Genomic DNA, 26,188 nt, shown 5'->3' on the forward strand with positions numbered 1-26,188 from the left:
GCCGGACACGTGCGTGCCCGGCCCTGACAGCAGAGTGACCGGTGGCAGGCGCCCCCGCCCGCCGGATACCCCATCAAGTGATCACTCGTTCACGCGTACGGGAGCGTCGGCCGGGGCCCGGGACCTGGAGCCCGGGCCCCGGGGTCACTTCTTCATCTGCTCGTTCCACTCCGCCTGGGCGGCGTTGAGTTCCTCGGCGACCTTGTCCGCGAACTCCTTGGCGGACATGTCCCCGAGAAGCACCTTCTGGAAGTTCGGCTCGTTGCCGGACTTGCTGATCGTGTTCCAGTCGGGCAGGTAGTACGGCAGGTCGACGATCTTCGTCGAGCCGTCGCTGAGCGCCTTCATCGCCGCCGCCGTCGGCTCCGCCTTCTGGATCCAGGCGTCGGCGGCGGCGTCGGTGTTCGCCGGTATGGAGCCCGCCGACTCGTTCCACGCGCTGTTGGACTTGTGGGAGGCGGCGAACTCGATGAACTTCCAGGCCGCCGCCTTGTTCTTGCTGTTTTTGAAGAGACCGAGGCCGTCCACCGGGTTGGAGACCTGGACACGCTCGCCGTTCGCCTGCGCCGGATAGGGCAGGCCCTTGAACTTCTCCTCGCCCAGCGACTTCACATGGTCCTGGTACGAGGCGAGGTTGTGCATCAGCATGCCGATGCTGCCGTTGTCGTACTGGGCGACCATCTTGATGAAGTCGTTGTTGACGTCGGCGGACGGCGTCACCTTCTTGTAGAGGGCGACGTACTTCTCCAGCGCCGCGACGTTCTTCGGGTCGTTGACCGTCGTCCTGTCGCCGTTCCAGAAGGACGTGATGCCGGACTGGCCGTACATGGCGTCCAGCGCCGGGGCGATCGACCCGGCGCCGCCGCGGATCGTGTAACCGAACCTGTCCGTCCCGGGCCTGGTGAGTTTCCCGGCGGCCTCGTAGAAGGCGTCCCAGGTGGTCGGGGGCTCAAGACCCGCCTGCGCGAACAGATCCGTCCGGTACCAGAGCGTGCCGTTGTTGGTGGAGCTGGGCACCGAGTACATCTCGTCCCCGCGACCGCCCGCCGCCTTCACGCTGTCCACCATCGACGGGACCAGCTTGCCCTTGAGCGGACCGGCGTCGATACGGTCGCCGACCGGCTCCAGGACCTCCCGGACCACGAGGTTGGAGAGGTAGGCGGTGCCGACGCCGCCGACGTCCGGGAGCCCGCCGCCGTCGATCGCCGTGTCGTACTTCTGCTGGACCTGGTCGATGGGGAGACCGACGTACTTGACCTCGATGTCCTTGTTCTGCTTCTCGAAGTCCTCGATGATCTGCGCCCAGATGTCCCGGCGCTCGCCCGTGTTGTTGTCCCAGAGGGTGATCTCCCCCTTGCCGGATCCTTCGCTGCCGCTTCCGCCGCTGCCGTCGTCGCCACACGCGGTGGCCGCCAGGGCGAGCACCGTCGTCAGGGAGACGGCCGCGGCCGTCCGCCCTCTGTTCGCCTTCGAGACTGTCATGATCGGCTCTTCTCTCTGAGGGTCTTTCCGAGGGGTCTTTTCCGGAGTGCGTGTCAGCCGGTGATACGAACGTCGGGGAAGTGCGTGGCCGCCGCACGGGCGAGCGCCGCCGCGGCCGGGCGGTCGAGCCGGCCGTCCGCGACGACTGTGCGGAACCGCCGCGAGACGACGGCCCCCGCCGCCAGCGGCAGCCGCCGTTCCCAGGCGAGCGAGGAGCCCACGCCGGGGTACTGGCCGGTGCGTACGAACCACGGGTCCCGCCGCGTCCGCTCGTCGGCCCCGGCGAAGACGAGCGTCCAGTCCCGGCCCGCCAGCGCCAGCCACTCCGCGGTGCTCCCGTGCACCGCGTCCTCGCCGCTCGCGGTCGCGGTGAACACCTCGGGCGGCGGGTCCGCCGCGTCCTCCTTGGGAGCCCGCCAGAAGAACCCGCCGTAACCCGCCCCCGGCCGCCCGTTGGTGGCCGGGCTGCCGATCGACAGGTCCGCGCCGGACACGTTGGTCAGCGTCGAGGCGAAGTGGAGGACCCAGGCATCGGCGGAAAGCGCGCGCGTGCCGAACGTGCGCCGCTCCCTGAGGAGTTCACGTCCCTCCCGGGCCCAGGACAGCTCCTCGTCGCAGCCGTCCGGCTCCCGTCGCGGCCAGCCCGCGTGCTCCTGCGCGCCGTGGTTGTCGAGCGCCACCGGGCCCCGGTCGCGTACGTAGGTACGGCCGCCCCAGAAGTTGACGCCCGCCACGTCCGGTACGGCGACGGACACCCCGAGGTGGTGCGCGTGGTCGGCGGGCCGCAGTTCGGTGACGACCCGGCCGCCGAAGGTCCGTACGGGATGCAGATACGGGCGCGGGGACAGCGTCGCGGGCAGTCGTGGCCGGTGGACGTAGTCGGCCACGGCGCGGCCGTCGCAGCGCAGCACCGTCGCGTCCGGCACCGTCGCGTCCGGCACCGGCACGTCCGACGCCGGCGGTCCGGCCTCGATCGCGGCCCAGCCGGCGCCCAGTTCCGAGAACGTGGCCAGGGTCTCGGCGCTCTCCGTGACCAGCGTGTCGATGCCCTTGACGATCCGGCGCGGCCCCGTCCCGCCGGGGGCGACGTACCAGGCGTCCGGGGGCAGCGGCGCGGGCAGCGGCGCCGTCCTGACGGCCTCCAGGATCCGCATGAACGCGCCGGTGCGGTGCGGCGGTACGAGAAGGTCCGCGCCCTCGCGCAGATGCGCGACCAGGTTCTCCAGCAGGTCCGTGCGCCCGTACACCGTCTCGGCGGGCTCCCGGCCCTCGGCCTCCACGAGCACCCGGTCCTGCTTGTACCAGAAGGTGACGCGGCCCCGGGTGCCGTGCATCACGACGTACGGCTCCGCGTTCCGCTCCGCGCACAGCGTGACGGCGACCGTGATCCGGGTGGAGCCCGCCGTGGTCAGCCGCAGACAGCTCGTGTCGTCGGCCTCGATGTCGTTGGCCCGGTACTGCTCCAGCTCGATCCCGGTGACGGACTCGGCCAGATCGCTGCCGTCGACGCGCAGGGCTGTCGCCACCGCGTGCGCGAGCGGATTGGTGAGCACCCCGTCCACGACGTCCCGGCCGTCCAGCGAGCGTCGCCCGGCCCAGGGGACGCGGCGGTAGTAGGCCTCGTCGCGTACCCATGCCCCGGCGGCGCCGATCCCGCGCAGCTGTCCGATCGCGCCGCCCCCGACCAACTCCCTTGTCGCGTCCAGGGCATGGGACCCGAGCGACTGGAACCCGATCTGGCAGACAGTGCCCGTCGCGGCCAGCCCGGCGAGCAGCCGCTCGTACTCCGCGTACGAGGCGGTGGTCGGCTTCTCCAGCAGGGTGTGCACCCCCCGGGCGGCGGCCGTGAGCGCGAGATCGGTATGCGTGTGGATGGGGGTGCAGATGACGGCGATCACCGCGCCCGTACGGTCGAGGAGTTCACCGAGATCGGCGGACTGCTCCGGGGCGCCGAAACCGGCCAGCTCCGCCGGGGACAGCGGGGTCAGCTCGCAGACGCCCACGAGCCGTACCAGGCCCGCCTGTTCGAGCCGGTGGATGTTGCGCAGATGGGAGCGGCCGTGGCCACGTGCCCCGGCGAGCACCACGGGCAGGCTCATCCCTTCACCGCCCCCGCGCTGAAGCCGGTGATCAGCCACTTCTGTATGAAGGCGAAGACGATGACGACCGGCACCGCGGAGATCACACCGCCGGCCGCCAGCGCGCCGAAGTCGACACTGTCCGCCCCGATCAGGGTGGAGAGACCGACCGGGATCGTCTGCTTGTCCTGGTCCATCAGGAACATCAGGGCGAAGAGGAAGTGGTTCCAGCTGTGGACGAAGGCGAAGGAGCCGACGGCGATCAGACCGGGCCGCAGCATCGGCAGTACGACGATGCGAAAGGCCTGGAGCCGTGAACAGCCGTCCACCCAGGCCGCCTCCTCCAGGGAGTACGGCACGTTCTTGATGAAGCCGCTGATCAGGATGATGGAGAGCGGGAGTTGGAAGACGGTCTCCGCGATGACCACGCTCAGCGGGGAGTTGATGAGCGAGAGGTTCTTGAAGATCTGGAACAGCGGCACCAGCATGAGCGCGCCGGGGATGAACTGGGAGCACAGCAGCGCCAGCATGAAGCCCTGCTTGATACGGAAGTTGAAGCGCGCCAGCGCGTAACCCCCGGCCAGTGCCACCCCCGTCGTACAGATCAGGGTGAACACGCCGATCAGCGCGCTGTTCTGGAAGAAGACGGAGAAGCTGCGGTCGTTCCAGACCTTCTCGAAGTGGTCGAAGGTCATCGGCCACGGCACCAGTGACGTGGAGCCGGCGGGCCGCAGCGAGAACAGCACCATCCAGTAGAAGGGGACGAGGGTGAAGAGGAGATACAGCCCGAGCGGCAGATAGATCTGCCACCGGGGCACCTCGTCGAAGGCGCGCTCGCGCCGCTTCCTCCTTACCGAGGGTGGCTTACGGCTGCCGCCCGCGGGCACCGGGGACGTGCCCTTCTCGGTCATGACCGCGGTCACTTGTGATCGCCTCCGAACTTGCTCAGGCGCAGATAGAGAATCGAGCAGAAGAGGAGGATCCCGAAGGCGACGGTCGTCAGCGCGGTGGCGTAGCCGAAGTCGTGTGCCTCGAACCCGGTGACCGCGACGTACAGCGGCAACGTGGTGGTGACGCCCGCCGGACCGCCCTCGGTGAGGGTGAGCAGCAGATCGACGTTGTTGAACTCCCACACGGCGCGCAGCAGCGTGGAGAGGATGATCGCGTCCCGTAGATGGGGCAGCGTGATGTGCACGAACTGACGCAGCCTGCCCGCCCCGTCGACCGATGCCGCCTCGTACAGATCCCCGGGGATGGACTGGAGATCGGCGAGGATGAGGATCGCGAAGAACGGCACCCCGCGCCAGAGTTCGGCCAGTACGGCGGCCCAGAAGACCGTGCCGGTGTCGGAGAGAACGGACGAGCCGTAGGTGCCGATGCCCGCGTCGGCGAGATAACGGCCCACGCCCGTCGAGGGGTTGTAGAGCAGCAGCCAGATGGTGGTCGTGAGGACGCCGGACACGGCCCAGGGCGAGAAGACCAGCGCGCGGGCCGCGGCCCGGCCCACGAACGTCTGGTTGACGAGGAGCGCGAGGATCAGGCCGAGGGCGAGCTGGAGCGTGACCTCGGTGAAGACCCACTTGCCGGAGAAGACGAGGCTGTCCCAGAACAGCGGGTCGTCGGTGAAGATCCGCTTGAAGTTGTCGAGACCCGCGAAGCCGTTCCGCCAGGGCTTGGTGGCGTTGTAGTTCTGCAGGCTGTAGTAGAAGACGCTGAGCATCGGATAGGCGATGAAGCCCACCATCAGCAGTACGGCCGGGGCGATCAGCAGATACGGAAGCCGGCGCGGCGAGAGCCCCGTGCCTTTTCTGCGGGCCTCCGGCTTCTTCGGAGCCCCTGGTGGGGCGCCTGACGAGTCCTGCGCCACAGCTGAGGCCATGACCGGTTCTCCGTTCCTTCGGTGAAGTCCTTCGGTGAAAGCGGGCGTGCGTTCCTGCCGTGCCGACGGGTGTGTCAGCTCACGTACGGATCGGGTACGTCTCCCGGCCGGGCCAGGAAGGCGAAGTCGCAGCCGGTGTCGGCCTGGGTGATCTGGTCCTGGTAGAGGGCGCCGTAGCCGCGCTGGTAACGGGCGGGCGGCGGCGTCCAGTCGGCCCGGCGGCTCGTCAACTCCTCGTCGCTCACATGGAGATGAAGGCTGCGCGCCTCGACGTCGAGGGTGATGAGGTCGCCGGTGCGGACGAGGGCGAGGGGCCCGCCGACGTACGACTCGGGCGCGATGTGCAGCACGCACGCGCCGTAACTGGTGCCGCTCATACGGGCGTCGGAGAGCCGGACCATGTCCCGTACGCCCTGCTTGAGCAGATAGTCGGGGAGGGGGAGCATGCCGTACTCGGGCATGCCGGGGCCGCCCTTGGGGCCGGAGCCCCGCAGGACCAGCACATGGTCCGGGGTGAGGGCGAGCGCCGGGTCGTTGATGGTGGTCTGCAGCTGCCGGTAGTCGTCGAAGACGACGGCGGGTCCGGTGTGCCGCAGCAGGTGGGCTTCGGCGGCGATGTGCTTGATGACGGCGCCGTCCGGGCAGAGGTTGCCGCGCAGCACGGCGACGCCGCCCTCGTCGGCGAGGGGGTTGTCACGCGTGCGTATGACGTCGTCGTTGTGGACGAGCGCGCCGTGGAGCTGTTCGCGCAGGGTGTCGTGCGAGACGGTCGGGCGGTCCAGATGCAGGACGTCGGTGAGCCGGGACAGGAAGCCGGGCAGCCCGCCGGCGAAGTGGAAGTCCTCCATCAGATACGCGCCGCCGGGACGGAGGTTGGCGAGTACGGGCACGGTGCGGGCGACCCGGTCGAAGTCGTCGAGGGTGAGCGTGATGCCGGAGCGGCCGGCCATCGCGATGAGATGGATGACGGCGTTGGTGGAGCCGCCGAGCGCGAGGACGGTGGCGACGGCGTCCTCGTAGGCGTCGGCCGTGAGGATCTTCGAGAGCGTGAGACCGCGCCGGACCAGGTCCACGATCCGCCGTCCGGACTCGGCCGCCATCCGTTCGTGTCCGGAGTCGACGGCCGGGATCGAGGAGGCGCCGGGGACCGTCACACCCAGCGCCTCTGCGGCGGCCGTCAGGGTCGACGCCGTGCCCATGGTCATGCAGTGGCCGGGGGAGCGGGCGAGGCCGTTCTCCAGTTCGGCCAGCTCGCAGTCGCCGATCAGCCCGGCGCGCTTGTCGTCCCAGTACTTCCACATGTCGGTGCCGGAGCCGAGGACTTCGTTTCGCCAGTGTCCGGGGAGCATCGGCCCGGCCGGTACGAAGACGGTGGGCAGGTCCACGGACGCGGCGCCCATCAGCAGCGCCGGTGTCGTCTTGTCGCAGCCGCCCATCAGGACGGCGCCGTCCACGGGGTAGGAGCGGAGCAGTTCCTCCGTCTCCATCGCGAGCATGTTGCGGTAGAGCATCGGGGTCGGCTTCTGGAACGTCTCGGAGAGCGTCGACACCGGGAACTCCAGCGGGAATCCGCCCGCCTGCCAGACGCCGCGCTTGACGGCCTGGGCGCGTTCGCGCAGGTGGACGTGGCAGGGGTTGATGTCGGACCAGGTGTTGAGGATCGCGATGACCGGCTTGCCGAGGTGTTCCTCGGGGAGGTAGCCGAGCTGGCGGGTGCGGGCCCGGTGGCTGAAGGAGCGGAGTCCGTCCGTGCCGTACCACTGGTGGCTGCGCAGGTCCTCGGGGGCGATCGTGCCGGGGGCGGTGGCGTCGGGGGCGGTCGCGTCGGGTGTCGTCATGTCGGCCAGCCCGCGATCAGGGCGGCGACCTCGGCGCGTACCGGCTCGGGCAGTACCCGGCTCGGCGGGCGTACGTCGCGCCGGCAGAGCCCCAGCGCCGCGAGCGCTTCCTTGACGACGGTCACGTTGTCGGCGGACTGCCGTGCCGCGCGCAGGTCCTCGAAGGGGCGGATCCGCTCGAAGACCTTCATGGCGGTGTCGTAGTCCCCGGCGCGAAGAGCCTCCAGCATGCCCAGCGAGACGGCCGGGGCGACATTGACGAGCCCCGAGGTGAAGCCCGTGGCCCCGCCCGCGAAGTACGAGGGGGCGTACAACTCGGCGAGTCCCGCCACCCAGACGAACCGCTCCAGACCCGCGTCACGCGCGAAGGCCGCGAAGCGCGCGGCGTCCGGCACGGCGTACTTCGCGCCGATGACGTTGGGGCACAGCCGCCCCAGCTCCGCGAGGCTCTCGCCGCGCAGCCGCGGATCACGGATGTACGGGACGACGCCCAGCTCCGGCACCGCCTCGGCGATGGCGCGGTGGTAGTCGATCCAGCCGTCCTGCGAGACGTACGGATGCACCGGCTGATGGACCATCACCATCGCGGCCCCGGCGTGCCGGGCGTGCTCGGCGGCGGCCACGGCGGTCGGTACCTCAAGGCCGATGCCGACCAGGATCGTGGCCTGTCCGGCGGCCTCGTCGATGGTCAGCTCGGTGACCGTACGGCGCTCGTCGGGGCTGAGCGCGTAGTACTCACCGGTGTTGCCGTTCGGCGTGAGCGTGCGCACCCCGCCGTCGATCAGCCGGCGCAGCAGGGCCCGGTGCGCCTCGGTGTCGATGGTGCCGTCGTCGGCGAACGGCGTGACGGGGATCGCGACGACGTCGGCGAGCGCTTCCCGCGACGCGTCGGGACCGGGGCCGGGGCCGGGGTCGGTCGTACGACCGGGCGGACGGCTCGTCATATGCGGTCTCCCTCGGGGAACGCCCGCCGTACGAAGGAGGCGATGTGGTCGTGCAGGGCGAGCGCGGCGCCGGCGGCGTCACCGGCCAGCGCGAGGCGCAGGATCTCCCGGTGCTCGTCGGCCTCCCGCGCCCAGGACGGGTCGGCGGCCCAGGCGACGGTCGAGACGAGCGCGGCCTGGTCGCGTACCTCGTCGAGCATCCGGGTCAGCATCGGGTTGCCGCAGGAGAGATACAGCTCGCGGTGGAACGCCCGGTTGGCGAGCGACCGTTCCGCCTGGTCCACCGCCTCGTCGGCCCTGAGCAGGGCGTCGCGGGCGGCGTCCAGCGAGGCGTGCCGGGCGAGGGAGCGCCGTAGCGCCTCCGGCTCCAGCAACAGCCGTACGTCGTAGACCTCGTGGGCCATGGCCGCGTCGACGGTGCGCACGGTGACGCCCTTGAACTGGCTCATTACGACGAGGCCGGTACCGGCGAGCGTCTTGAGTGCTTCTCGGACCGGAGTTTTCGACACCCCGAACCGCGCGGCCAGTTCGGTCTCGACCAGGGCCTGACCGGGGCTGAGACCACCGGTCAGGATGCCGTGTTTGATCGCTTCCAGAACGAACTGGGTGCGGGAGGGAATCGGACTCGGAGCGAAGGCCATGGGCGCTCTCACATCTCGCGTATCGCGTCTCATATATGACGTACGAAGTACGACGCGATGAAGCTAGGACCGCGCACATGTTTCGTCAATGCTTCGCGCAGAAGTTCTTCCGCGAGGGGGGCGGGCGGTCGGGTGGCGGCCGCCGGAGTGGGTGCCGGTCACGGAGTGTTCCACCCCTGGTGGATGGTGGCGGCGGCTTATACCGGAGTGGTGCGTTTTGGTCCAGGCTGCCTGATGCGTCATATGCCGTTCGGTTACAGCCAGTTGATGATGTTGCGGGTTGGGGTGTACGCGCGGGAGGCAGGGCCCGTGTGTGGCGGTGCGGGCGGACCGTCCGCGGCCCTCCGTGGGCGGCGATCGACGGGCCCGGCAGAGGACATGGAGCAAGGTGTGTGCGGCGGTTACCGGACGAGTCGGTCGAACGCGGCGGGCAGGCAGGCGCTCGCGGCGCTACTGGGCTCCACCCGTGCGCAGGTGCTGTTGCACGTCGCGGCCGATCCGGCCGCGACGGCGACCGATCTCGTACACCGACTGGGTGTCTCGGCTGCCACGGTCTCCCATCACGCGTCGGTGCTGCGCCGGTCGGGACTGATCACCACGCGCCGTACCGGCGGCAGCGTCCGCCACGCCCTCACCCCGCTGGGGTGCGGTGTCCTGGACGCCCACGGCATGGGCTGCCCCCGCTGAACACCCGGACAGAGGCACTTCGCGCGGCCTTGTGCTGCCCGGCGGGCTGTTCGGGCGCTGGAATGCCTGAGCGAGTTTATATGTGCTCACAGATAACTCGTGGGGGCGTGCGTCGCCGCCTGGTTCTGGCATTTCGAGCGCTCTTTTCGAGCAGAACCGAAAAGCTTGTCAGGTCGTTCCGTACGGGAACACACTATGGGCGTTCGGCGATACGGATCGCTGAAGTCCGGCCATTTCTATGGGGAGTTCGGGGTCCTGACCAGCACCGAGTGACGGGAACGCAATTTCCGTCCGGCGTTGCGTCATGGAGATGCGTAACGAAAGGAGGGTAGCCGCCTCGACCAGCGAACCCGTTCAGCAGGGATAACTCTGCTCAGAGTCACGCATTTACAGGAAACGCGCCGTCGTGGCGTTTCAGGGACCCGCTGAGCCGATGCGACATCGCCGGCAATCGGGCCGGAGATGAGGGTGATGAACGTGGTGGATTCTGTCTTTGTCATGCCCGGTACGGTGGCTGCCCCGCGCGGAGGCATCCTGCGCGATCTGCACAACCGTTACGAGACCGTACGTGAGGCGCTGTCCCGTATCGACAAGGCGGCCCGCGACATGGGGCTGCCCAACATCAGTACCCGGCTCATCGAACACAACGGGACGAGCGACCGGCGCGGCCCCGAGGTGCAGTATCTGGAGATCTTCGCGGTCAGTATCGCGACGCACCACATGCTGATCGCCGAGGGCGCCGAGCCCGTCGCGATCGTCGGGCAGAGCATCGGGGAGTTGTGGGCCCTGGCCGCCGCGGGGCACGTGTCGGTGGAGGACGCCGCGCGCCTGGCCGTGGCCCGGTCCGAGGTACTGACCCGGCAGAGCTGGAACGGCAAGATGCTCGCGGTCGGAGTGGACGGACGCCGGGCCGAATCGCTCGCCGGGCTGATGGACCATCCCGATCTGGTGCTGGCCTGCGAGAACGCCCCTCGGCAGAGCGTCATCAGCGGGCCCAGGCAACTGATCGAGCACGTGGAGCGGGTGGCCGACTCGCTCGGCTGGCCGAGCCTCCCCCTGGACGTCCCGCATCCGACCCACACCCCGGCGATGGCGCGGGCCGCGCGCGATCTGCGGGCGACCGCGCCACGGGTTCCGTACGGCTCCGGGCGCTGGCGCGTGTGCTCACCCTGGCTGGGCCGGGATGTCGGCGACGACGACCCGGTCGACCTGGTCGCCGGCGCACTCACCTCCCGGGTCCGGATGCTGCACACGATCCGTCAGCTGCACGCGGCGGGCGCCGACGCCTTTGTGGAGTGCGGGGAGTGGGCCGTCGTCACCAAGTTCGTCGAGGCGTCGATCCCGGGCGTGCGGTGTGTCGTCCCGCTGAGCGAGAGCGACCCCGTCGAGGTCGTCCGGGCCCTGGTCGCCGAGTCGGCCGAGGCCGCCGGCGGAGCCCCGTTCCGGCCGCGTCCGTCCGCGCCGCCGAGCAACGGACGTGGCCCGGTCGTGCGGGTGACTCTGCCCGCGCCGGCCGGACCGGTCGAGCCCGCCCCGTCGGCGGCCCCGTCCGCCCCCTCCACCCCGTCCGCCCCCTCCGCTTCGTCGGCTCCGTCCGCCGTGGCCACCGTTGCCCCCGCGGTCACCTCGTCGGCGTCCGACGGGTTGGAGTACGAGACGGTGCTGGCCGAGTTGCAGACGCTCTACGGCGACTTCCTGGGCTATCCACCGGACCTGCTCGGCGAGGACGACGGCCTGGAGTCCGAGCTGGGTGTGGAGTCGCTGAAGCAGGTCGTGCTGCTCGGGCGGGTGTCCGACCAGTTCGACCTGCCGGAACTGCGGTCGAATTCCTCCCTGCTGTCCGTCGGCACGCTGCGCCGGATCGCGGAATCCGTCGTGGCGGGCCGGGCGGAGGCCGCCGGGCGATGACCTCCGACAACCTGCGCGGCCGGGTCGCACTCGTGACCGGGGCCGCGAAGAGCCTCGGCGCGGACATCGTCCGCCGTCTGGCGCGGGGCGGTGCCCACGTGATCGTCAACTACTTCCACTCCGTCGACCAGGCCAAGCTGCTGCGGGCCGAGCTGGAAGAAGCCGGGCACAGCTGCGAGTTCATCCGCGCGTCGGTGGCCAAGACCAGCGAGATCGACCGGATGTTCGACGAGATCCAGGAGCGGCACGGCGGCCTGGACATTCTGATCAACAACGCGGCGGGCGGGGCGTTCCTGCCTCTGTTCGACATCGACGACACCTACTGGCAGCGGGCCTGGTCCACCAATGTGATGGGCGCCTATCACTGTTCACGCCGTGCGGCCGAGCTGATGGCGGGACGAGAGGGCGCGAACATCCTCTGCCTGTCCAGCGTCGGGGCGCACCAGCCGGTGCCCGGATACGGCCCCGGCGGGGTCACCAAGGCGGCCATGGAGTCGCTGGTCCGGTATCTCGCGCTCGAACTGGTCGACCAGGGCATCCGGGTCAACACGGTGCTGCTGGGCTCCGTCGCCAGCGAGATTGTCGTCAATCTCGACGATCCGGCGGCGGCGCTCGGTGACCCGGCCAGGGCCGGTGAACTCATGCGCCGTACCCTCTCGACGCCGGACGCGGCCAAGTTGATCGTCCATCTCCTGCACGAGGACACCGGCTTCATCACCGGTCAGACCATCGTCGCCGACGGAGGCATCGGCATCGGCGGGATGCAGGGTCTGCGGCTGAACAGCAGACTGGCGGACCAGGTGAGCACGCCCGCCCGACGTCAGCCGGCCGCGCGGGCTGAGGTGACGACACCGCCCGAGCCCACCCGGCCCGCCCCCGAGCGACCGGCGGCGACCCAACTGCCCCCGCCCGCAACGGTGGAGACACCGGCGGCGACTCGTACCGCGACCCCGGCGTCGGTCCGACGGTCGGTCCGACCGCCGGACCCGGACCCGGATCCGGTCCCCGATCACGACCCAGGAGCCGTGGCCGTGGTCGGGCTCGGCCTGGCGCTGCCCGGCGCCAACAACACCTCCGAGTTCTGGGACCGCCTGCGGGAGGGCGTCCTGCTCTCCAGCGAGCCGTCCGCCTTCGACCTCAAGCACTTCTGGGCGCCCACCCGGGCCGAGACCGACGCCTTCTACGTCCGCGAGGCCGGCTACCTCCACGACTTCGTCCCCGACCCCGCCTCCCTCACCGAACCGGACGGCAACATCGGCCACCCCGGATGGCCCCGGACCACCCGCTGGCTGCGGCACTGCGCCGTCCAGGCCCTGGCAGGCGTACGCCGAGACCCGACGGACCGGTGGCTCGCCGCGACCACCGGTATCCACGACCAGACGGGACTCGGCACCCAGGGCGTCGTCCTCGGTGACGAATACCGCCGCATGGTGCGCGAGGCGATCCCCGCCGGCCAGGACGGCGACTGGCTGGCCGAGTTGGCCGACCACGCGATCAGCGCGCACTACGGCGGCGACGGCGGGGACCCGAAGGCCTACCTCCCCGCGTCCGTCTCCCGGAACGCGCTGCGCGGGCTGATCCCCGCCGAGTCGCAGCATCTGACCCTCGACGCGGCCTGCGCCAGCGGACTGTTCGCCATCGACGCGGCGGTCAAGGCCCTGCGCGACGGCTCCTGCGACGTGGCGCTGGCCGCCGGTACGTCGGTGATCGAGCCGATCGGGTTCACCCTCTTCTGCCGGGCCCAGGGCATCTCGATGAGCGGCAAGGTACGCCCCTTCGACCGGGCGGCCGACGGGACCCTGATCGGTGAGGGCGCGGTCGTACTCACCCTCAAGACCTACGCGCGTGCCGTGGCGGACGGCGACCGGGTGCTCGGTGTCATCCGGGGCACCGGTCTCGCCGCCGACGGCCGGGGCAAGGGCATCCACGCCCCGGCCACGCGCGGGCAGGAGCTGGCCATCTCCCGGGCCTGGGCCGACGCCGGCGTCGAGGCCGACGACGTGGACTGGGTCGTGGCACACGGCACCGGCACACCGGTGGGCGACGAGATCGAACTGCGCTCGCTGCTCTCCCGGTTGGGGCCCCGGGAGCGGGCGTGCCTGATCACGTCGAACAAGCAGGTCTTCGGGCACACCGGTGTGCTGGCGGGCCTGGTCTCGGTCGCGCACGCGCTGGTCGCCCTCGAACGCGGGGCGGTCCCCGGCCAGCCCGTCGTCACCGATCCACATCCCCTGCTGGGTGACGGCGAGCAGCTGACCGTGCCGGTCAAGGACGCGCCCTGGCCGACGGACGACGCGCGGCCGCGAGTGGTCGGGGTGTCGTCGTTCGGCCTCGGCGGCGCGGACGCGCACGTGGTCCTGTCCGACCGCGTGTCACCCGCCGCTCCCGCGCGGAGGCTGGGCCGTGACGTGGCCACCGACACGGAGGACCTGGTCGTCGTGGGCTGGAACACCCATCTGCCCGGTCTGGACGCCGCCCGGGTACCGGCCTGGCTGGGCGGTGACGGTCCGCTCCCGGAGTCCGGCTTCGGTACGCCGTACCCGCTGCCGTCCCCACGGGACGTACGCATCCCGCCACTGACGATGCGTCACATGGACGCCGCGCACCTCATGATGCTCCAGGCCCTCGGCCCGCTGCTGGAGCAGCTCGGCGAGCCGGGCACCAGCCTGCGGCCCACCACGGCGGTGATGGTCGGATCGACGCTGCCGACCACGCACAACACCCAGGCGGCGCTGCGGGTACACGCCCGCGAGTGCGCCACCACCTTCGACATCCTGCCCGACCCGGTGCAGGCGCGGACGCTGAGGGAGTACCTGGAGAAGGGGATGGCGGAGGCCAAGGGGGTGATCCCCGGCGACCTGAACGAGGACGACTTCACCGGTGCGGTGTCCTGCATCCTGTCGGGCCGCGCCGCCAACTACTACGACTTCCAGGCCATGGGAGCCAGCCTCTACTCCCAGCGGGACTCCGCGCACACCGCCGTCGACCTGGCCCTGCGTCAGCTCCGGCACCGGGCCTGTGACCTCGCCCTCGTCGGAGCCGTATGCCTGCGGCCGATCAGCGGCTGGGACCGCCACCTCGACGGTCTGGTGCCGGAGGGCCGGTCCATCGCGGAAGGCGCCGCCGTCCTGGCGGTCACCCGGCGCTCCACCGCGCTGGCGCACGACCTGCCCGTCCTGGGCACGCTCTCCACCGCGATCGAAGGTGCCGATCCGCCGTACCCGGCCACGCCCGCGCACGACCTGCCCGTCCTGGCCGGCGCCGGACACACCTATCTGTCGCTGGACGCCCTGCTGGCGGTCGTCAAGGGCGTCGTCACGGGAACGGACACCGTCGTGACACCCGCCGCCGCCGGATCACCGCTGATCCGGTTCACGCGGCCGGACGGCCCGTCCGACCACGGCCGGGCGGGGGAGTCGGCGGCTGTACGTACGGAACCGGCGCCGGCCGTCCGTACCGAGCCGGTGCCCAGCACCACCGACCGCCGCGACCCGGCCCACTCCGACTCCGACTCCGACTCCGAGGACTTCACCGGCCGCCGGCAGACCTTTCGTCTCGTCCCGACACCCCCACCGCCGGAAGGAGGCCCGGACACACCGCCGATCCCACCGGGCACCGTCGTCCTCACCGACGCGCCGGATCTCGCCGCGGCGGTCACCGGACCGGACATCGCCGTCTGGTCGCCGCGGCCGGGTGTCAGGGCCGCCGACCACGTTCCGCCCGAGGAGGCGGCCGGCGCCCTGGCCGAACTGCCCTTCATCCCGCGCCACATCAGGGTCCTGTCCCGGCTGCCCGCCCACGACGACGTGGACGACGACGCCGAGGCCACCCGGCTGGAAGACCTCCAGGACCTCACGTTCACCACACTCCAGGCGGCGCTGCCCGCGCTTCGTACCGGCGGCACACTCGGCGCGCTCCTGCTCGGCGCCGTACCGGACGACCTGCCGCCCCCGCTGAGCGGGCTGTTCACCGGACTCGTCCGCTCCGTACGCGCCGAAGTCCCGCAGTGCGGCGGGGTGATCCTGCTCAGCGACGCGGCGGACGCCGCGACCGCCCTCGACCAACTCGCCCTGGCGGGCAGCGCCAAGGTACCGACGCACACGCTCGTCCGCCGCAGGGACGACTGGCTCACCCTGGCCGTCGTCGACGACCCCGCGGCGCCGCTCCCGGCGGGGAAACCCACCCTGCCGCCCGGCGCGGTCGTCGTCGCCTTCGGCGGCGCCCGGGGGATCACCCCCGAACTCCTTCACGCGGTCGCCGAGACCAGCGACCGGCCGCATGTGTACGTCATCGGCCGCACCCCGCTGCCCGAATCCGGCGACGCGCTGCCCCCACAGGCCCAGTTCATCGCCGCCGAACGCCGCAGACGCCCCGGCGCGTCGCTGGGTGAGCTGCGGGCCGCCTACGTGAAGGCCGAGGCACGCCTGGAGGCGCACCGTACGGTGCGACGGCTGGCGGAGCTGTGCGGTCCGGGCCGGGTCCACCACCGCGTGTGCGACATCCTCGACGCCGACCGCACCGCCGCCGTACTGGACGAAGTCCTGGACCGCCACGGACAGATCGACCTGCTCATCAACACCGTTCTCGACCTGCGGTCGCGTGCGCTGCACGCCAAGACCCTGACCGATTTCCGGGCGGTCCGGGCCACCAAGGCGACCGGCTACCGCAACCTCAGACGCGCCCTCGCCGGCCGCACACCCCGTATCTGGTGCAACTTCAGCACCCTGGCCACACTCGCCCCCGCGCCCGGAGACATCGACTACTGCGCCGTCAACGAGTACCTGGCGTACGCGAGCGCCCAGGCCCAGCGGGACGCACCGAAGGGCCATCAGGAGATGGCGATCCTGTGGAGCGGCTGGCGGGAGGTCGGTGTCGCCAGCAGCGTCAGCATGCGGGAGACCCTCAAACGCAACCAGATGGACGCCTACATCAGCACCGCGCAAGGACGCGCGCAGTTCCTCTCCGCCGTGACCCGGCCACCGGCCGGCGGGGTGGCCTTCTTCATCCGGGAACAGGAACGCGTCCTGCTGGCCCGGCGCGGGATCACCACCCACGATTTCGGCAACCCAGGCAACTCGGCCAACGCCGACGACGGAAATCTACGGATCCCCGCCCCCGACGCCCCACCGCCCGCCCCGGCGGATCCGGCGCTGACCACTCCGCTGCTCGACGGTGTCCAGTACCGGGGCAGGAACTGGGCCGTCTTCACCAAGACCTGGGACCCGGCCACCCTGGCCGAGCGGGACGGGCGTTGGATGCGCCACCACCGGGTCAACGGTGAGTACACCCTGCCCGGCACCTTCACCCTTGAGGCAGCCGCCGCCGCGGCCGCGACCCTCTGCCCCGACCTGGTGGTCACCGGCTTCCGCGGTCTCGCCTGCCGGACGTCGATCACGGTCCGGCTCGCCGGGCCACTTCGTACCGTCGCGGTGGAGGCCCGGGTCACGAGCCGCGAGCGCGGTCGCACCGAGGTGGCCGTCAGGATGACGGCGCACCGGATCGGCAAGAACGGCAAGGTGCTGCGCTTCAACGACCTGCTGTGCGAGACGACGGTCGTGCTGGCGGATCGCTACCCCGTGCTCGCCGCGCCCCCCGACTCCTCGTCGTACGAGCCCGAACCCGATTTCGCGATGCCGGTCTACTCGCCCGACCCGCCGATCTCGCTCACCGGCCCGTTCGCCGGCACCAGCGACTACGCGCGCGGGCCGGACGGGAACAGCGCCCGCTTCAGCCTGGACCACGAGGCCTGGGCCCCGGCCCTGGCCGGGATGACCGTACCGACGATCCTGCTGGACGCGATGGTGCATCTGTTGCTGCTGCCACCGCGCGGTGACAGCCCGCCGCTGGTCGGTCCGATGGCCGGTCTCGACGAGGTCGATCTGAGCGGGCCGGGCAACGACTGCCTGCTCAGCGCGGAGGACCCGGCCATCCGGCTGCACTGCGACTACGCCACCGGGGACCTGACCGCCGCGACCGGTGACGGCCGGGTGCTGGCCCGGATCACCGGGGTCACCGCCCACCCCCTGGACCACAGCGGGGAGTTGATCCGGCCACGTCCCCGCGTTCCCCAGGCGCCCGTTTCGTGAAGGCCAGGATTCGCGACAGCAGTCGCCCGTTTCGTGACAGCCAAGGATTCGTGACAGCCAAGGAGACAGCAGTGTTGTGGCAGGACATCACGATCGCCGGGACCGGCGCGTGGGTACCCCCCATCAGACCCGAGCACACGCCGCGCGGCGGGCCGGGCAACGGGCAGCCTTCCGCCTTGGCGCTCAACGGATTCACCTCGGCCGCCGTCTCGACGGACCACACGGCGACGCAGATGGCGGCCCGCGCCGGCCTCAAGGCGCTGCGCCACGCGGACGTCTCCAGTGCCGACCTGAGCCTGCTCGTGCACGCCGGCTTCCAGGACGTGGACCACTACACGCCCGCGGCCTATCTGATGCGGGTGCTCGGGGGCAAGGACACCGCCGGGATCGAGATCGGTGCCGCCAGCGACGGCGGCGGCGTCGCGCTCGTCGCCGCGGCCGAACACCTCACCGCCCGGCCCGCCGCGAAAGCCACGCTGGTCACCACCGGTGTCCGGTTCCCGGAGGAACGGTGGGGCTACTCGCGGGAGTTGGGTTATGTGGCCGGTGACGCCGGCGCCGCCGCCGTACTCACGCGAGGCACGGGCTTCGCCCGCCTGGTGGCGACCGCCCATGTCACCGAGCCGCAGTTGGAGGGGCAGACCCGGGCCAGGGTGGGGTACACCGGGGCCGCCCGGCGGTTCCCGGTCGAGGAGACCGGGTTCATGCCCCACATCGACGTGCTGCAACGGGCCACCCACCGCTGCGTCGAGACCGTCCTCGACGAGGCCGACGTGAAACCGGCGGACGTCTCGCACGTGGTGCCCATCGCGATCGGGTCGGTCGTGCTCGACCTGCTGCTCACCGGCTCACGGCTCGGCCTCCGCGCCGACGACACCAGCTGGACCTACGGCCGGCACCTCGGCCACGCCGGGCCGTCCGACGTCCTGCTCGCCCTCGACCGGACGTTCCGCTCCGGCACGCTACGGGCCGGACAGCGCGTCCTCGTCGTGAGTTTCGGAGTGGGCTTCCGCTGGACCACAGCACTGTTCGAAGTCACCCGCGATCCCGTCACCTCGGCACCGGCCGGGCACTCACCCACAGAAGGAAGTCGTCCATGACAGACACGAGTACGGCGACCACCGCGTCGATCCCGCTGGCACCGCGGGCCCTGCCGCTGCTGGGCCACGCACTGCCCCTGCTGCGCGATCCGCTGGCGTTCATCATGTCCCTGTCCGAGTACCGCAAGATGGTCCGCGTCCGGCTGGGCCCGAGCACCGCCGTGATGATCTGCGATCCCGCCCTGACCCGGCAGGTGTTTCTCAACGACCGCGTCTTCGACAAGGGCGGGCCGATCTACGACCGGATCAGCGAGGTCATCGGCGACGGCCTGTCCACCTGCTCGTACTCCCTGCACCGGCGGCAACGGCGGCTGTGCCAGCCGTCGTTCCACCCCACCAGGCTCGCCGGGTACGGGGCGGTGTTCGCGCGGGCGGCCGAGCTGAAGGCGGGATCCTGGCGCGACGGCGACGTCCTCGACATCACCCAGGAAATGATGACGCTGACGACGCGGGCCACCATGGAGACGATGTTCAGCGGCTCGCTGCCGACGGAGACCATGCGGCAGTCCCTGGCCGACACCGCCACCATCGTGAGCGCGTTCTTCCGGCGGATGATGACCCCGGCCCTGCTGCGCCAGCTGCCGACCCGGCAGAAACGCCGGTACGACGAAGCGCGCAGCCGGCTTGCGGCCACCATCGCGGAGATCGTCGCCGAGCGGCGGGCCGATCCGACCGACCGTGCCGACCTGCTCTCCGCGCTGGTCGCGGCGGTCGACGAGGAGAGCGAGGGCGGCCAGAAGCAGCTCAACGACGACGAACTGGCCGACGAGGCCCTCACGTTCTTCCTCGGCGGGATGGAGACCACGGCCATCACCCTGGCCTGGGCACTGCACCTGCTCGCCACGAACCCGGACATCCAGCGCCGGCTCCAGGCCGAGACCGACGACGTCCTGGCGGCGGGGCGGCTGGAGGCCGAGCACCTGCCCTCGCTCGACCTGGCCGCCCGGGTGGTGACCGAGACGCTACGGCTGTATCCGCCCGCGTGGATGATGACGCGCGCGGTCAGACAGGACACCGAACTGGGCGGGGTACGGCTCAAGGGCGGCAGCACCATCGTGCTCAGCCCGTACCTCCTGCACCGCAGGCCCGACCTCTACACCGATCCCGACCGGTTCGACCCCGACCGCTGGATCGGCGCTCAGCCCGACCGGGCCACCTACATCCCCTTCGGCGCCGGCGCGCGCAAGTGCATCGGGGACCAATTCGCCCTCACCGAGGCGATCCTGGCGCTCACCGCCATCGTCGCCCGCTGGGAGCTGACCCCCGTCGGCGACGAGCCGTTCAAGCCCAAGGTGGAGACCAGTCTGAGTTCGCGCGGGCTGACCCTGCGGCTCAGTGAGCGCCGCATGGGCGGCGCCGGCGGCGCTGTGCTCCGTGTGGCGTCGCCGCGGTCCGCATCCGCCAAGTCATCCACGCAGCCGGGCGGCGCCACCTGCCCGGTGACGCACCAGGAGTGATGCCATGAAGCCTCACCTGAAGCCGCTGGTGAAGCGCCTTCTCGCCTCCCGCAAGGCCGATCTGCTCGGCGCGACCCCGGCCGACGCCCTGCACGCTCCCTCCCGTCCGTACCCGAACGGGTGGTTCTGCCTGGCCTTCAACGACGAGCTGCGACGCGGATCCGTCATCACCCGTCCCCTCGCGGGCGCGGAGGTCGTCCTCTACCGGACGACCAAAGGCGTGCTACGGGCCGTCCGGCCGCGGTGCCCGCACCTGGGAGCGCATCTCGGGGTCGGCGGATCGGTCGAGGGCGAGGAGATCGTCTGCCCCTTCCACCGGTTCGCGTTCGACCCGGCCGGCGTCTGCGTACGTACGGGCTACGACAAGGCGCCGCCGAAGGCGTCCCTGACGCAGTACCCGGTGTGCGAGGCCAACGGCGGGATCTACGTGTGGTGGCACGCGCTCGGCCTGCCCCCGGAGTGGGAGGTCCCGGCCCTGCCCCTGGACGACCGGCAGCCGTTCAGCCACGACACGTTCGACATCGCCGGGCACCCGCAGGACGTCATCGAGAACGCGTTCGACTGGGGTCATCTGCCGGCCCTGCACGGTCTGAAGGACCTCGTCATCGACGGCCCACCGGTGACCGGGGAACCGGTCAGCACCGTCACCGCGACCGCCCGGGGCACCGTCATGCGCGGGTCCCGCCAGTCGTACACCCTCACGGTGATCGGACTGGCCACCATCGCGGCACGCACGGTCCTGCCGCGAGGTGCGGGCAGCCTGTACGTGATGCTCCACGCGACCCCGACCAGTCCGGGGCGCATCCAGCTCCGGTTCGGCACGAAGCTGGAGCTGACCGGCGTCCCCGGCCTGCCGGCGAAGGCCGGGCGCGCGGCGGCGATGCCCGCCGCCCGGCTGCTCAGCACGGTCCTCCAGCGGGTGGCGAGCGTCGACACCGGCGCCGACCTGCTGATGTGGCACCACCAGGAGCACGTCGAGCACCCGAAGCTCGCCAAGGGCGACGGCCCCATCGGCCGCTACCGGCAGTGGGCGCAGCAGTTCTACACCGAACCCGCGGGCGGCCTCGTGTCGCGGCCTGCCCGGACCGAGGCGCGCAGTTCCGAGGAGTGACCGTCGGCCGCGACGGCCCGGCCCGGCCCGGAAGCCGGCCGGGCCGGGATGGAGAGGGAGGGGACATGGCAGCGGAGAACGGTACGCCCGGCGCCGGGCGGCGACTGGCGGTGCTCGGCGCGGGGGTGATGGGGTCGGGCATCGCCGCGCTGGCGGTCGGGCACGGGGTCGCGGTGTCGTTGATCGACCTGGACCGGCGCCGGCTGGCCGAGGCCCCGACGCGGATCGGCAACCAGGTGCGGACGGCCCGGCTGATGGGCGCGCTGCCGGACGGGGCCGTCCCCGGCGCCCTGGTCACCGGCCTGTCGCTCGCCGACCTGGTGACGGCCGACGACGCGCCCCCCATCGCGGTGATCGAGGCGGTGACCGAGGATCCCGACGCCAAGGCGAAGGTCCTCGCGGACGTCTGCGCACTGGTCGCGCCGGGCACCCCGATCATCTCGAACACGTCGGCGATCCCCATCGACGAACTGGCCGGGGCGATGGCACGGCCGGTCGATCTGATCGGCACCCACTTCATGAATCCGCCCTATCTGATCCGGACGGTCGAGGTCATCCGGGGCACGCACACCGGCGAGGCCACCCTGGCCGCGCTGCGGGCCCTGCTCGCCACGCTGCGCAGGCAGTCGATCGTGGTCGACGACGCGCCGGGTTTCGTCACCAGCCGGCTCCTGCACCCCATGATCAACGACGCGGTACGGGTGGTCGCGGCGGGCACCGCGAACGCCGAGTCGGTCGATCTGCTCATGCAGGGCTGCCTGGGCCACCCGACGGGCCCGCTGCGTACCGCCGACCTCATCGGCCTGGACAACCTGGTCGATTCGCTGTGGGTGCTGCACAGCAGAACCGGCGACGAAGGCTGCCGCCCCTGCGACTTGCTGCTGGAGATGGTGCGGGCCGGCCGTCTCGGCCGCAAGAGCGGGCGCGGCTTCTACGAGTACGAGGGAGAACGTGCATGACCACGTCATCCGACCGACAGGTGCCGGAACCCATCGGCGGCTCCGACACCGTCCAGACGGACCTGCTGCGGTTCCTGGAGAAACGGACGGGCAAGACCTGGGCGACCGACGCGGACGTCTTCGGTTCCGGCGGGCTGTCCTCCCTCTTCGCCATGGAGCTGGTGGTGCACCTGGAGAGGACGTACGGCATCGCCGTCCGTGGCGCCGACCTGCGGATGGAGAACTTCCGCACCGTGCTGCGGATGGCCGCGCTGGTCGAACGGCTGCGGCAGCCGGCGTCCGGCGGCACCGGTGGCAGTGGCGGTTCCGGTGGCTCCGGTGGCTCCGGTGGTTCTGGTGCGTGAAGCCGTCGCCGCGGCGGCCGCCGCGGTCACCGAACTGGTCGGCGACCAGGCGGCCGACTGGGACCGGGCGGGCCGGCTGCCCGAGGACGTGGTGCGCAAACTCGGCGCGGCCGGGCAGTTGACCGCCCAGATCCCCTCGGCGTACGGCGGACCCGGCTGGAGCAGCGCGGACAGCGGCGAGTTCACCGCCCATGTCGGCAGTCTGTGCAGCTCGCTGCGGAGCGTCATGACCTCGGGCGGCATGGCCGCGTGGACCGTGGAGCGGCTCGGCGACCCGGCACAGGCGGCGGATCTGCTGCCTCGGCTGGCCTCCGGCGACACGGCGGCCGTGGCCTTCAGCGAACCGCGCGCGGGCAGCGACCTGTCGGCCATCGAGACCACCGTCACCGTCGACGGCGACACCCTGGTGCTCACCGGCCGCAAGAAGTGGGTGACCGCCGCCGAGTACGCCGATCTCCTCCTGGTCGTCGCACGGATGGGCGAGGAGGGCGCCGTGGTGGTGGTGCCCCGCACGGCCCCCGGGGTACGACTGCGGCGGGTGGCCGATCCGCTGGGCTGCCGGGCGGCCGGGCACGCGGATCTCCGGCTCGACGAGGTGCGGTTGCCGCTCAGCAGTCTGCTGGGCGGCGGGCGGCAGCCGCTGTCCCTGCTGGTGACGACGGCCCTGGCCTACGGCCGTATCTCCGTCGCCTGGGGGTGCGTCGGGATCCTGCGCGCTTGCGTGGCGGCGGCCGTCGAACACGCAGGATCCCGGCACCAGTTCGGCCGCCCGCTCGCGCAACACCAGCTCGTCGCCAGGCACTTGGCCGACCTGTGGACCGCCGAGCAGATCGCCACCCGGGCCTGTGAGTACGCCAGCCGCCGCTGGGACGAGAACGCCGCCGACCTGGGCACCGCCATCGTGCTGGCGAAGTACGTCAGCGCCGGCCACGCGGCCAGGGGCGCGGCCGCCGCTGTCCAGGTGCTCGCGTCGGCCGGTGCGCGGGACGGCCATGTCGTCGCGCGGGCGTACCGCGACGCCAAGCTCATGGAGATCATCGAGGGCAGCAACGAGGTGTGCCAGCTGATCCTGGCCGACCACGCGCTCAGTCGGCGGTGACCGTCAGGCCGTCGGGCGGTCTCGCCGTTACACCGACACGCCGTTACATCGACACGCCGTCACGTCGACACAGGGAGATGAACATGGGCGACACCACCCCGACGGTCCCGCCCACGACCGTGAAGTGCCTGGTCTGGGACCTCGACAACACGCTCTGGCACGGCACGTTGCTGGAGGACGAGAACGTCGACCTCCCCGCGGCGATCCGCGAGGTGATCGTCGGCCTGGACGCGCGGGGCGTACTCCAGTCGGTGTCCAGCCGCAACGACCACGACCTCGCCTGGGCCCAGTTGGCGGCGCTCGGCGTCGCCGACTACTTCGTCGTGCCGGAGATCGGCTGGGGCCGCAAGTCGGACGCCGTACGCCGGATCGCCGAGCGGCTGAACTTCGACCCCGGCACCCTCGCCTTCATCGACGACCAGCCGGCCGAGCGGGCCGAGGTCGCCTTCCATCTGCCGGACGTGCGCTGCTACCCGGCGGAGGACGCCAAGACGCTGCTCGACCTGCCCGAGTTCAGCCCGAGGTCGGTGACCGTCGACGCGCGTCAGCGCCGGAAGATGTACCAGGCAGGCTTCCGGCGTACGGCCGAGCAGACCCGGTTCACCGGCTCCGACGAGGACTTCCTCCGCTCCCTGGACATGGTGATGCGCATCGGGCGGGCCACGGAGGACGAGCTGTCGCGGGTCGAGGAACTGACCCTGCGCACCAGCCAGATGAACGCGACCGGCGTGCACTACCCGGACGAGGCACTGCGCGCGCTCCTCGCCCACCCCGGCCATGAGGTCCTGGTCACGACACTCACCGACCGCTTCGGATCGCACGGTGCCGTGGGCGTGCTGCTGCTGGAGAAGCACCCGAAGGCGTGGCACCTCAAGTTGCTCGCGACCTCGTGCCGTGTGGTGGCGTTCGGCGCCGGCACGATCATCCTGAACTGGCTGGCCGACCAGGCCGCCCGCGCCGGTGTCCATCTGCTGGCGGACTTCCGCCCCACCGACCGCAACCGGATGATGGAGGTCGCCTACCGGTTCGCCGGCTTCGACGACCGGCCCTGCGACTGCCGGGGCCCGCTCTCGGGGATTTCCGGCGAGGACGTCCAACTGCTGCACCTGGTCGCCACGCGACGCGACGCCCCCACGACGGCCCGGCTCATCGCTCCGGACCTCACCTCCGGCGGACCAGCGTGATGCCGTCGGCCATCGGGAGCATGGAGACGTCGACCCGCCGGTCGTCCCGGATCCTGGCATTGACCTCACGGACACCGACGGTGTCCGCGTCGTCGGCGGCCGGGTCGATGACCCGTCCGAAGAACAGCGTGTTGTCCACGACCACCAGCCCGCCCGGCCGTACGAGCCGCAGAGCCAGCTCGTAATAACGCGGATAATTCGCCTTGTCGGCATCGATGAAAACGAGACCGAAACTATTCGAAGAACCGTCGGTGAGCATTTGCTCAAGAGTTTCGGTCGCCACCCCGACGCGCACGTCGATCCGCTCGGAAACACCGGCCCGCCGCCAATAGTCGGCACCGATGTCGGGCCACCGCTCAGTGATGTCACAGGTGACCAATTTCCCGTGCGCCGGAAGCGCGCGAGCCATGCACAGGGTGCTGTAGCCGGTGAAGGTGCCGATCTCCAGCACGTCCGTAACACCGGTCGCCGCCACGAGAAACGCGAGGAACTGCCCTTCCTCGGCCATGACCTGCATCGCTTCCCCACCGGGCAGTTCCGCGGTCAACTGGCGCAGCTCGCGCAGAATGTCATCTTCCCTGAGCGAGAACTCCCGCACGTATGTGAGAAGTTCCGTTCCGGCCGCAGTCTGATTCGCCATACGGAAAATGGTAGGTGAGCTTCCGGCGAGTTTCAATAACGCATTGTCGCACTGGAGTGCGGGCTCTGCCGGGTGTCCGGACCCAGCTCGTGGACGGACCGGGACGGCCCTTCCGCGAGCTGGGTCCGGCGAGGACATCGACACGTTCCGGACAGGGACTCGCTAGGTGTATGCGCCCCTCAACCATGCATTCAGGTGTTTCCGGCGTGGTTCTCACGGAATTCGGCGTCCGTGATCTTCAGACTGGCAGCGCTCACTCCGAGTTCCTGAAGAGAAAGGCAGCTCCATGCGCCGTCGGATCGCCACTGTCCTGGTCGGGGCCTTCGCCCTCGTCACCGCCCTTGCCGCGCCCGCCTCCGCCATCGGTATCGACCTTGGTGGCGGCCTCACCTTCTGAGCCCTTGCCTGATTCGGCCCGTCACCGAAACGCCGCGCGAGCGCTCGGACGGGCGCGCTTCCACAGACACACGAGGCCCGGCTGGGGCGCCCCAGCCGGGCTTTTCGCTCTCGTTACAGCAGTTGCTGCAGGTCGAGGTTGTTGATCAGAGGGCCCTCGATCGTGAGCCCGTCCTTGAGGAGGGACTCAGCGGCGGGGGGCACCGGGGAGTGGTTGGCCGCTGCCTGGGCCGGGACGGCGTACGCGGCGGCCAGGGCGACCGTTGCGCATACGAGGGCGGCGAAGCGATGACGCATCGCTGGCTCCTTTCAGGGGACGAGGTGAATCGCGGTGATCAACGCCGGATCCGCTCAT

The 26,188-nt window shown here is 70.9% G+C and carries 19 protein-coding genes and 1 pseudogene; 10 read left to right on the forward strand and 10 right to left on the reverse strand.

What is annotated here, in order from left to right; translation table 11 throughout:
- Positions 1-144: 144 nt before the first annotated feature.
- The 8 genes and pseudogenes from ACFT9I_RS25115 to ACFT9I_RS25150 all read right to left on the reverse strand — a co-directional run bounded on the left by ACFT9I_RS25115 (position 145) and on the right by ACFT9I_RS25150 (position 8,862).
- Entirely contained in the window at positions 145-1,482 is a 1,338-nt protein-coding gene (locus ACFT9I_RS25115) for an ABC transporter substrate-binding protein (protein WP_382567674.1), read from the reverse strand.
- A 53-nt stretch (positions 1,483-1,535) separates the two neighbouring features.
- Complete coding sequence (locus ACFT9I_RS25120; protein ID WP_382567718.1) at positions 1,536-2,429, reverse strand: PmoA family protein; 894 nt, start codon at positions 2,427-2,429, stop codon at positions 1,536-1,538.
- 9 nt (positions 2,430-2,438) lie between these two features.
- Positions 2,439-3,581, reverse strand: a pseudogene (locus ACFT9I_RS25125) (Gfo/Idh/MocA family protein); the annotation flags it as partial.
- Entirely contained in the window at positions 3,578-4,471 is an 894-nt protein-coding gene (locus ACFT9I_RS25130) for a carbohydrate ABC transporter permease (protein ID WP_382567719.1), read from the reverse strand. The gene ACFT9I_RS25130 and the pseudogene ACFT9I_RS25125, both read right to left, overlap by 4 nt.
- 8 nt (positions 4,472-4,479) lie before the next feature.
- Positions 4,480-5,439 carry a carbohydrate ABC transporter permease gene (locus ACFT9I_RS25135; RefSeq protein WP_382567675.1) on the reverse strand — a complete coding sequence of 320 codons (960 nt, stop codon included), beginning with the start codon at positions 5,437-5,439 and terminating at the stop codon, positions 4,480-4,482.
- Positions 5,440-5,513: 74 nt separating this feature from the next.
- Positions 5,514-7,277: an L-arabinonate dehydratase gene (gene araD / locus ACFT9I_RS25140; protein ID WP_382567677.1), complete on the reverse strand. Its 1,764-nt coding sequence runs from the start codon at positions 7,275-7,277 to the stop codon at positions 5,514-5,516.
- Positions 7,274-8,221 carry a dihydrodipicolinate synthase family protein gene (locus ACFT9I_RS25145; RefSeq protein WP_382567678.1) on the reverse strand — a complete coding sequence of 316 codons (948 nt, stop codon included), beginning with the start codon at positions 8,219-8,221 and terminating at the stop codon, positions 7,274-7,276. Before ACFT9I_RS25145 ends, araD begins: the two co-directional genes overlap by 4 nt.
- Positions 8,218-8,862: a GntR family transcriptional regulator gene (locus ACFT9I_RS25150; RefSeq protein WP_382567680.1), complete on the reverse strand. Its 645-nt coding sequence runs from the start codon at positions 8,860-8,862 to the stop codon at positions 8,218-8,220. The genes ACFT9I_RS25145 and ACFT9I_RS25150 overlap by 4 nt, the downstream gene beginning before the upstream one ends.
- 378 nt (positions 8,863-9,240) lie before the next feature.
- Here ACFT9I_RS25150 and ACFT9I_RS25155 point away from each other — a divergent pair, with 378 nt between their 5' ends.
- The 10 genes from ACFT9I_RS25155 (at position 9,241) to ACFT9I_RS25200 (ending at position 24,797) form a co-directional block, all read left to right on the forward strand.
- Positions 9,241-9,549, forward strand: coding sequence for a MarR family transcriptional regulator (locus tag ACFT9I_RS25155; RefSeq protein WP_382567681.1), 309 nt, complete (start codon positions 9,241-9,243; stop codon positions 9,547-9,549).
- A gap of 477 nt (positions 9,550-10,026) precedes the next feature.
- Entirely contained in the window at positions 10,027-11,457 is a 1,431-nt protein-coding gene (locus tag ACFT9I_RS25160) for an acyltransferase domain-containing protein (RefSeq protein ID WP_382567683.1), read from the forward strand.
- On the forward strand, positions 11,454-17,543 hold the full coding sequence (locus ACFT9I_RS25165) for an SDR family oxidoreductase (protein ID WP_382567684.1): 6,090 nt from the start codon (positions 11,454-11,456) through the stop codon (positions 17,541-17,543). Before ACFT9I_RS25160 ends, ACFT9I_RS25165 begins: the two co-directional genes overlap by 4 nt.
- Positions 17,544-17,593: 50 nt before the next feature.
- Positions 17,594-18,643 carry a 3-oxoacyl-[acyl-carrier-protein] synthase III C-terminal domain-containing protein gene (locus ACFT9I_RS25170; RefSeq protein WP_382567686.1) on the forward strand — a complete coding sequence of 350 codons (1,050 nt, stop codon included), beginning with the start codon at positions 17,594-17,596 and terminating at the stop codon, positions 18,641-18,643.
- On the forward strand, positions 18,640-20,100 hold the full coding sequence (locus tag ACFT9I_RS25175; protein ID WP_382567688.1) for a cytochrome P450: 1,461 nt from the start codon (positions 18,640-18,642) through the stop codon (positions 20,098-20,100). Before ACFT9I_RS25170 ends, ACFT9I_RS25175 begins: the two co-directional genes overlap by 4 nt.
- A 4-nt stretch (positions 20,101-20,104) precedes the next feature.
- Complete coding sequence (locus tag ACFT9I_RS25180; protein ID WP_382567689.1) at positions 20,105-21,211, forward strand: Rieske 2Fe-2S domain-containing protein; 1,107 nt, start codon at positions 20,105-20,107, stop codon at positions 21,209-21,211.
- A 65-nt stretch (positions 21,212-21,276) separates the two neighbouring features.
- Positions 21,277-22,170: a 3-hydroxyacyl-CoA dehydrogenase family protein gene (locus ACFT9I_RS25185; protein ID WP_382567690.1), complete on the forward strand. Its 894-nt coding sequence runs from the start codon at positions 21,277-21,279 to the stop codon at positions 22,168-22,170.
- Positions 22,167-22,514, forward strand: coding sequence for an acyl carrier protein (locus tag ACFT9I_RS25190; RefSeq protein ID WP_382567692.1), 348 nt, complete (start codon positions 22,167-22,169; stop codon positions 22,512-22,514). Before ACFT9I_RS25185 ends, ACFT9I_RS25190 begins: the two co-directional genes overlap by 4 nt.
- On the forward strand, positions 22,489-23,613 hold the full coding sequence (locus tag ACFT9I_RS25195) for an acyl-CoA dehydrogenase family protein (protein WP_382567693.1): 1,125 nt from the start codon (positions 22,489-22,491) through the stop codon (positions 23,611-23,613). The genes ACFT9I_RS25190 and ACFT9I_RS25195 overlap by 26 nt, the downstream gene beginning before the upstream one ends.
- Positions 23,614-23,696: 83 nt before the next feature.
- The gene (locus ACFT9I_RS25200; protein ID WP_382567695.1) at positions 23,697-24,797 is read left to right on the forward strand and encodes an HAD-IIIC family phosphatase; all 1,101 of its coding nucleotides are present in this window, start codon (positions 23,697-23,699) and stop codon (positions 24,795-24,797) included.
- Here the strand turns inward: ACFT9I_RS25200 and ACFT9I_RS25205 are convergent.
- Entirely contained in the window at positions 24,775-25,437 is a 663-nt protein-coding gene (locus ACFT9I_RS25205) for an O-methyltransferase (protein ID WP_382567721.1), read from the reverse strand. The two genes, ACFT9I_RS25200 and ACFT9I_RS25205, sit on opposite strands and share 23 nt — an antisense overlap.
- A gap of 510 nt (positions 25,438-25,947) precedes the next feature.
- On the reverse strand, positions 25,948-26,130 hold the full coding sequence (locus ACFT9I_RS25210) for a hypothetical protein (protein ID WP_382567697.1): 183 nt from the start codon (positions 26,128-26,130) through the stop codon (positions 25,948-25,950).
- Between the last annotated feature and the right edge of the window lie 58 nt (positions 26,131-26,188).

The organism is Streptomyces sp. NPDC057137 (assembly GCF_042670825.1).
GTDB lineage: Bacteria > Actinomycetota > Actinomycetes > Streptomycetales > Streptomycetaceae > Streptomyces.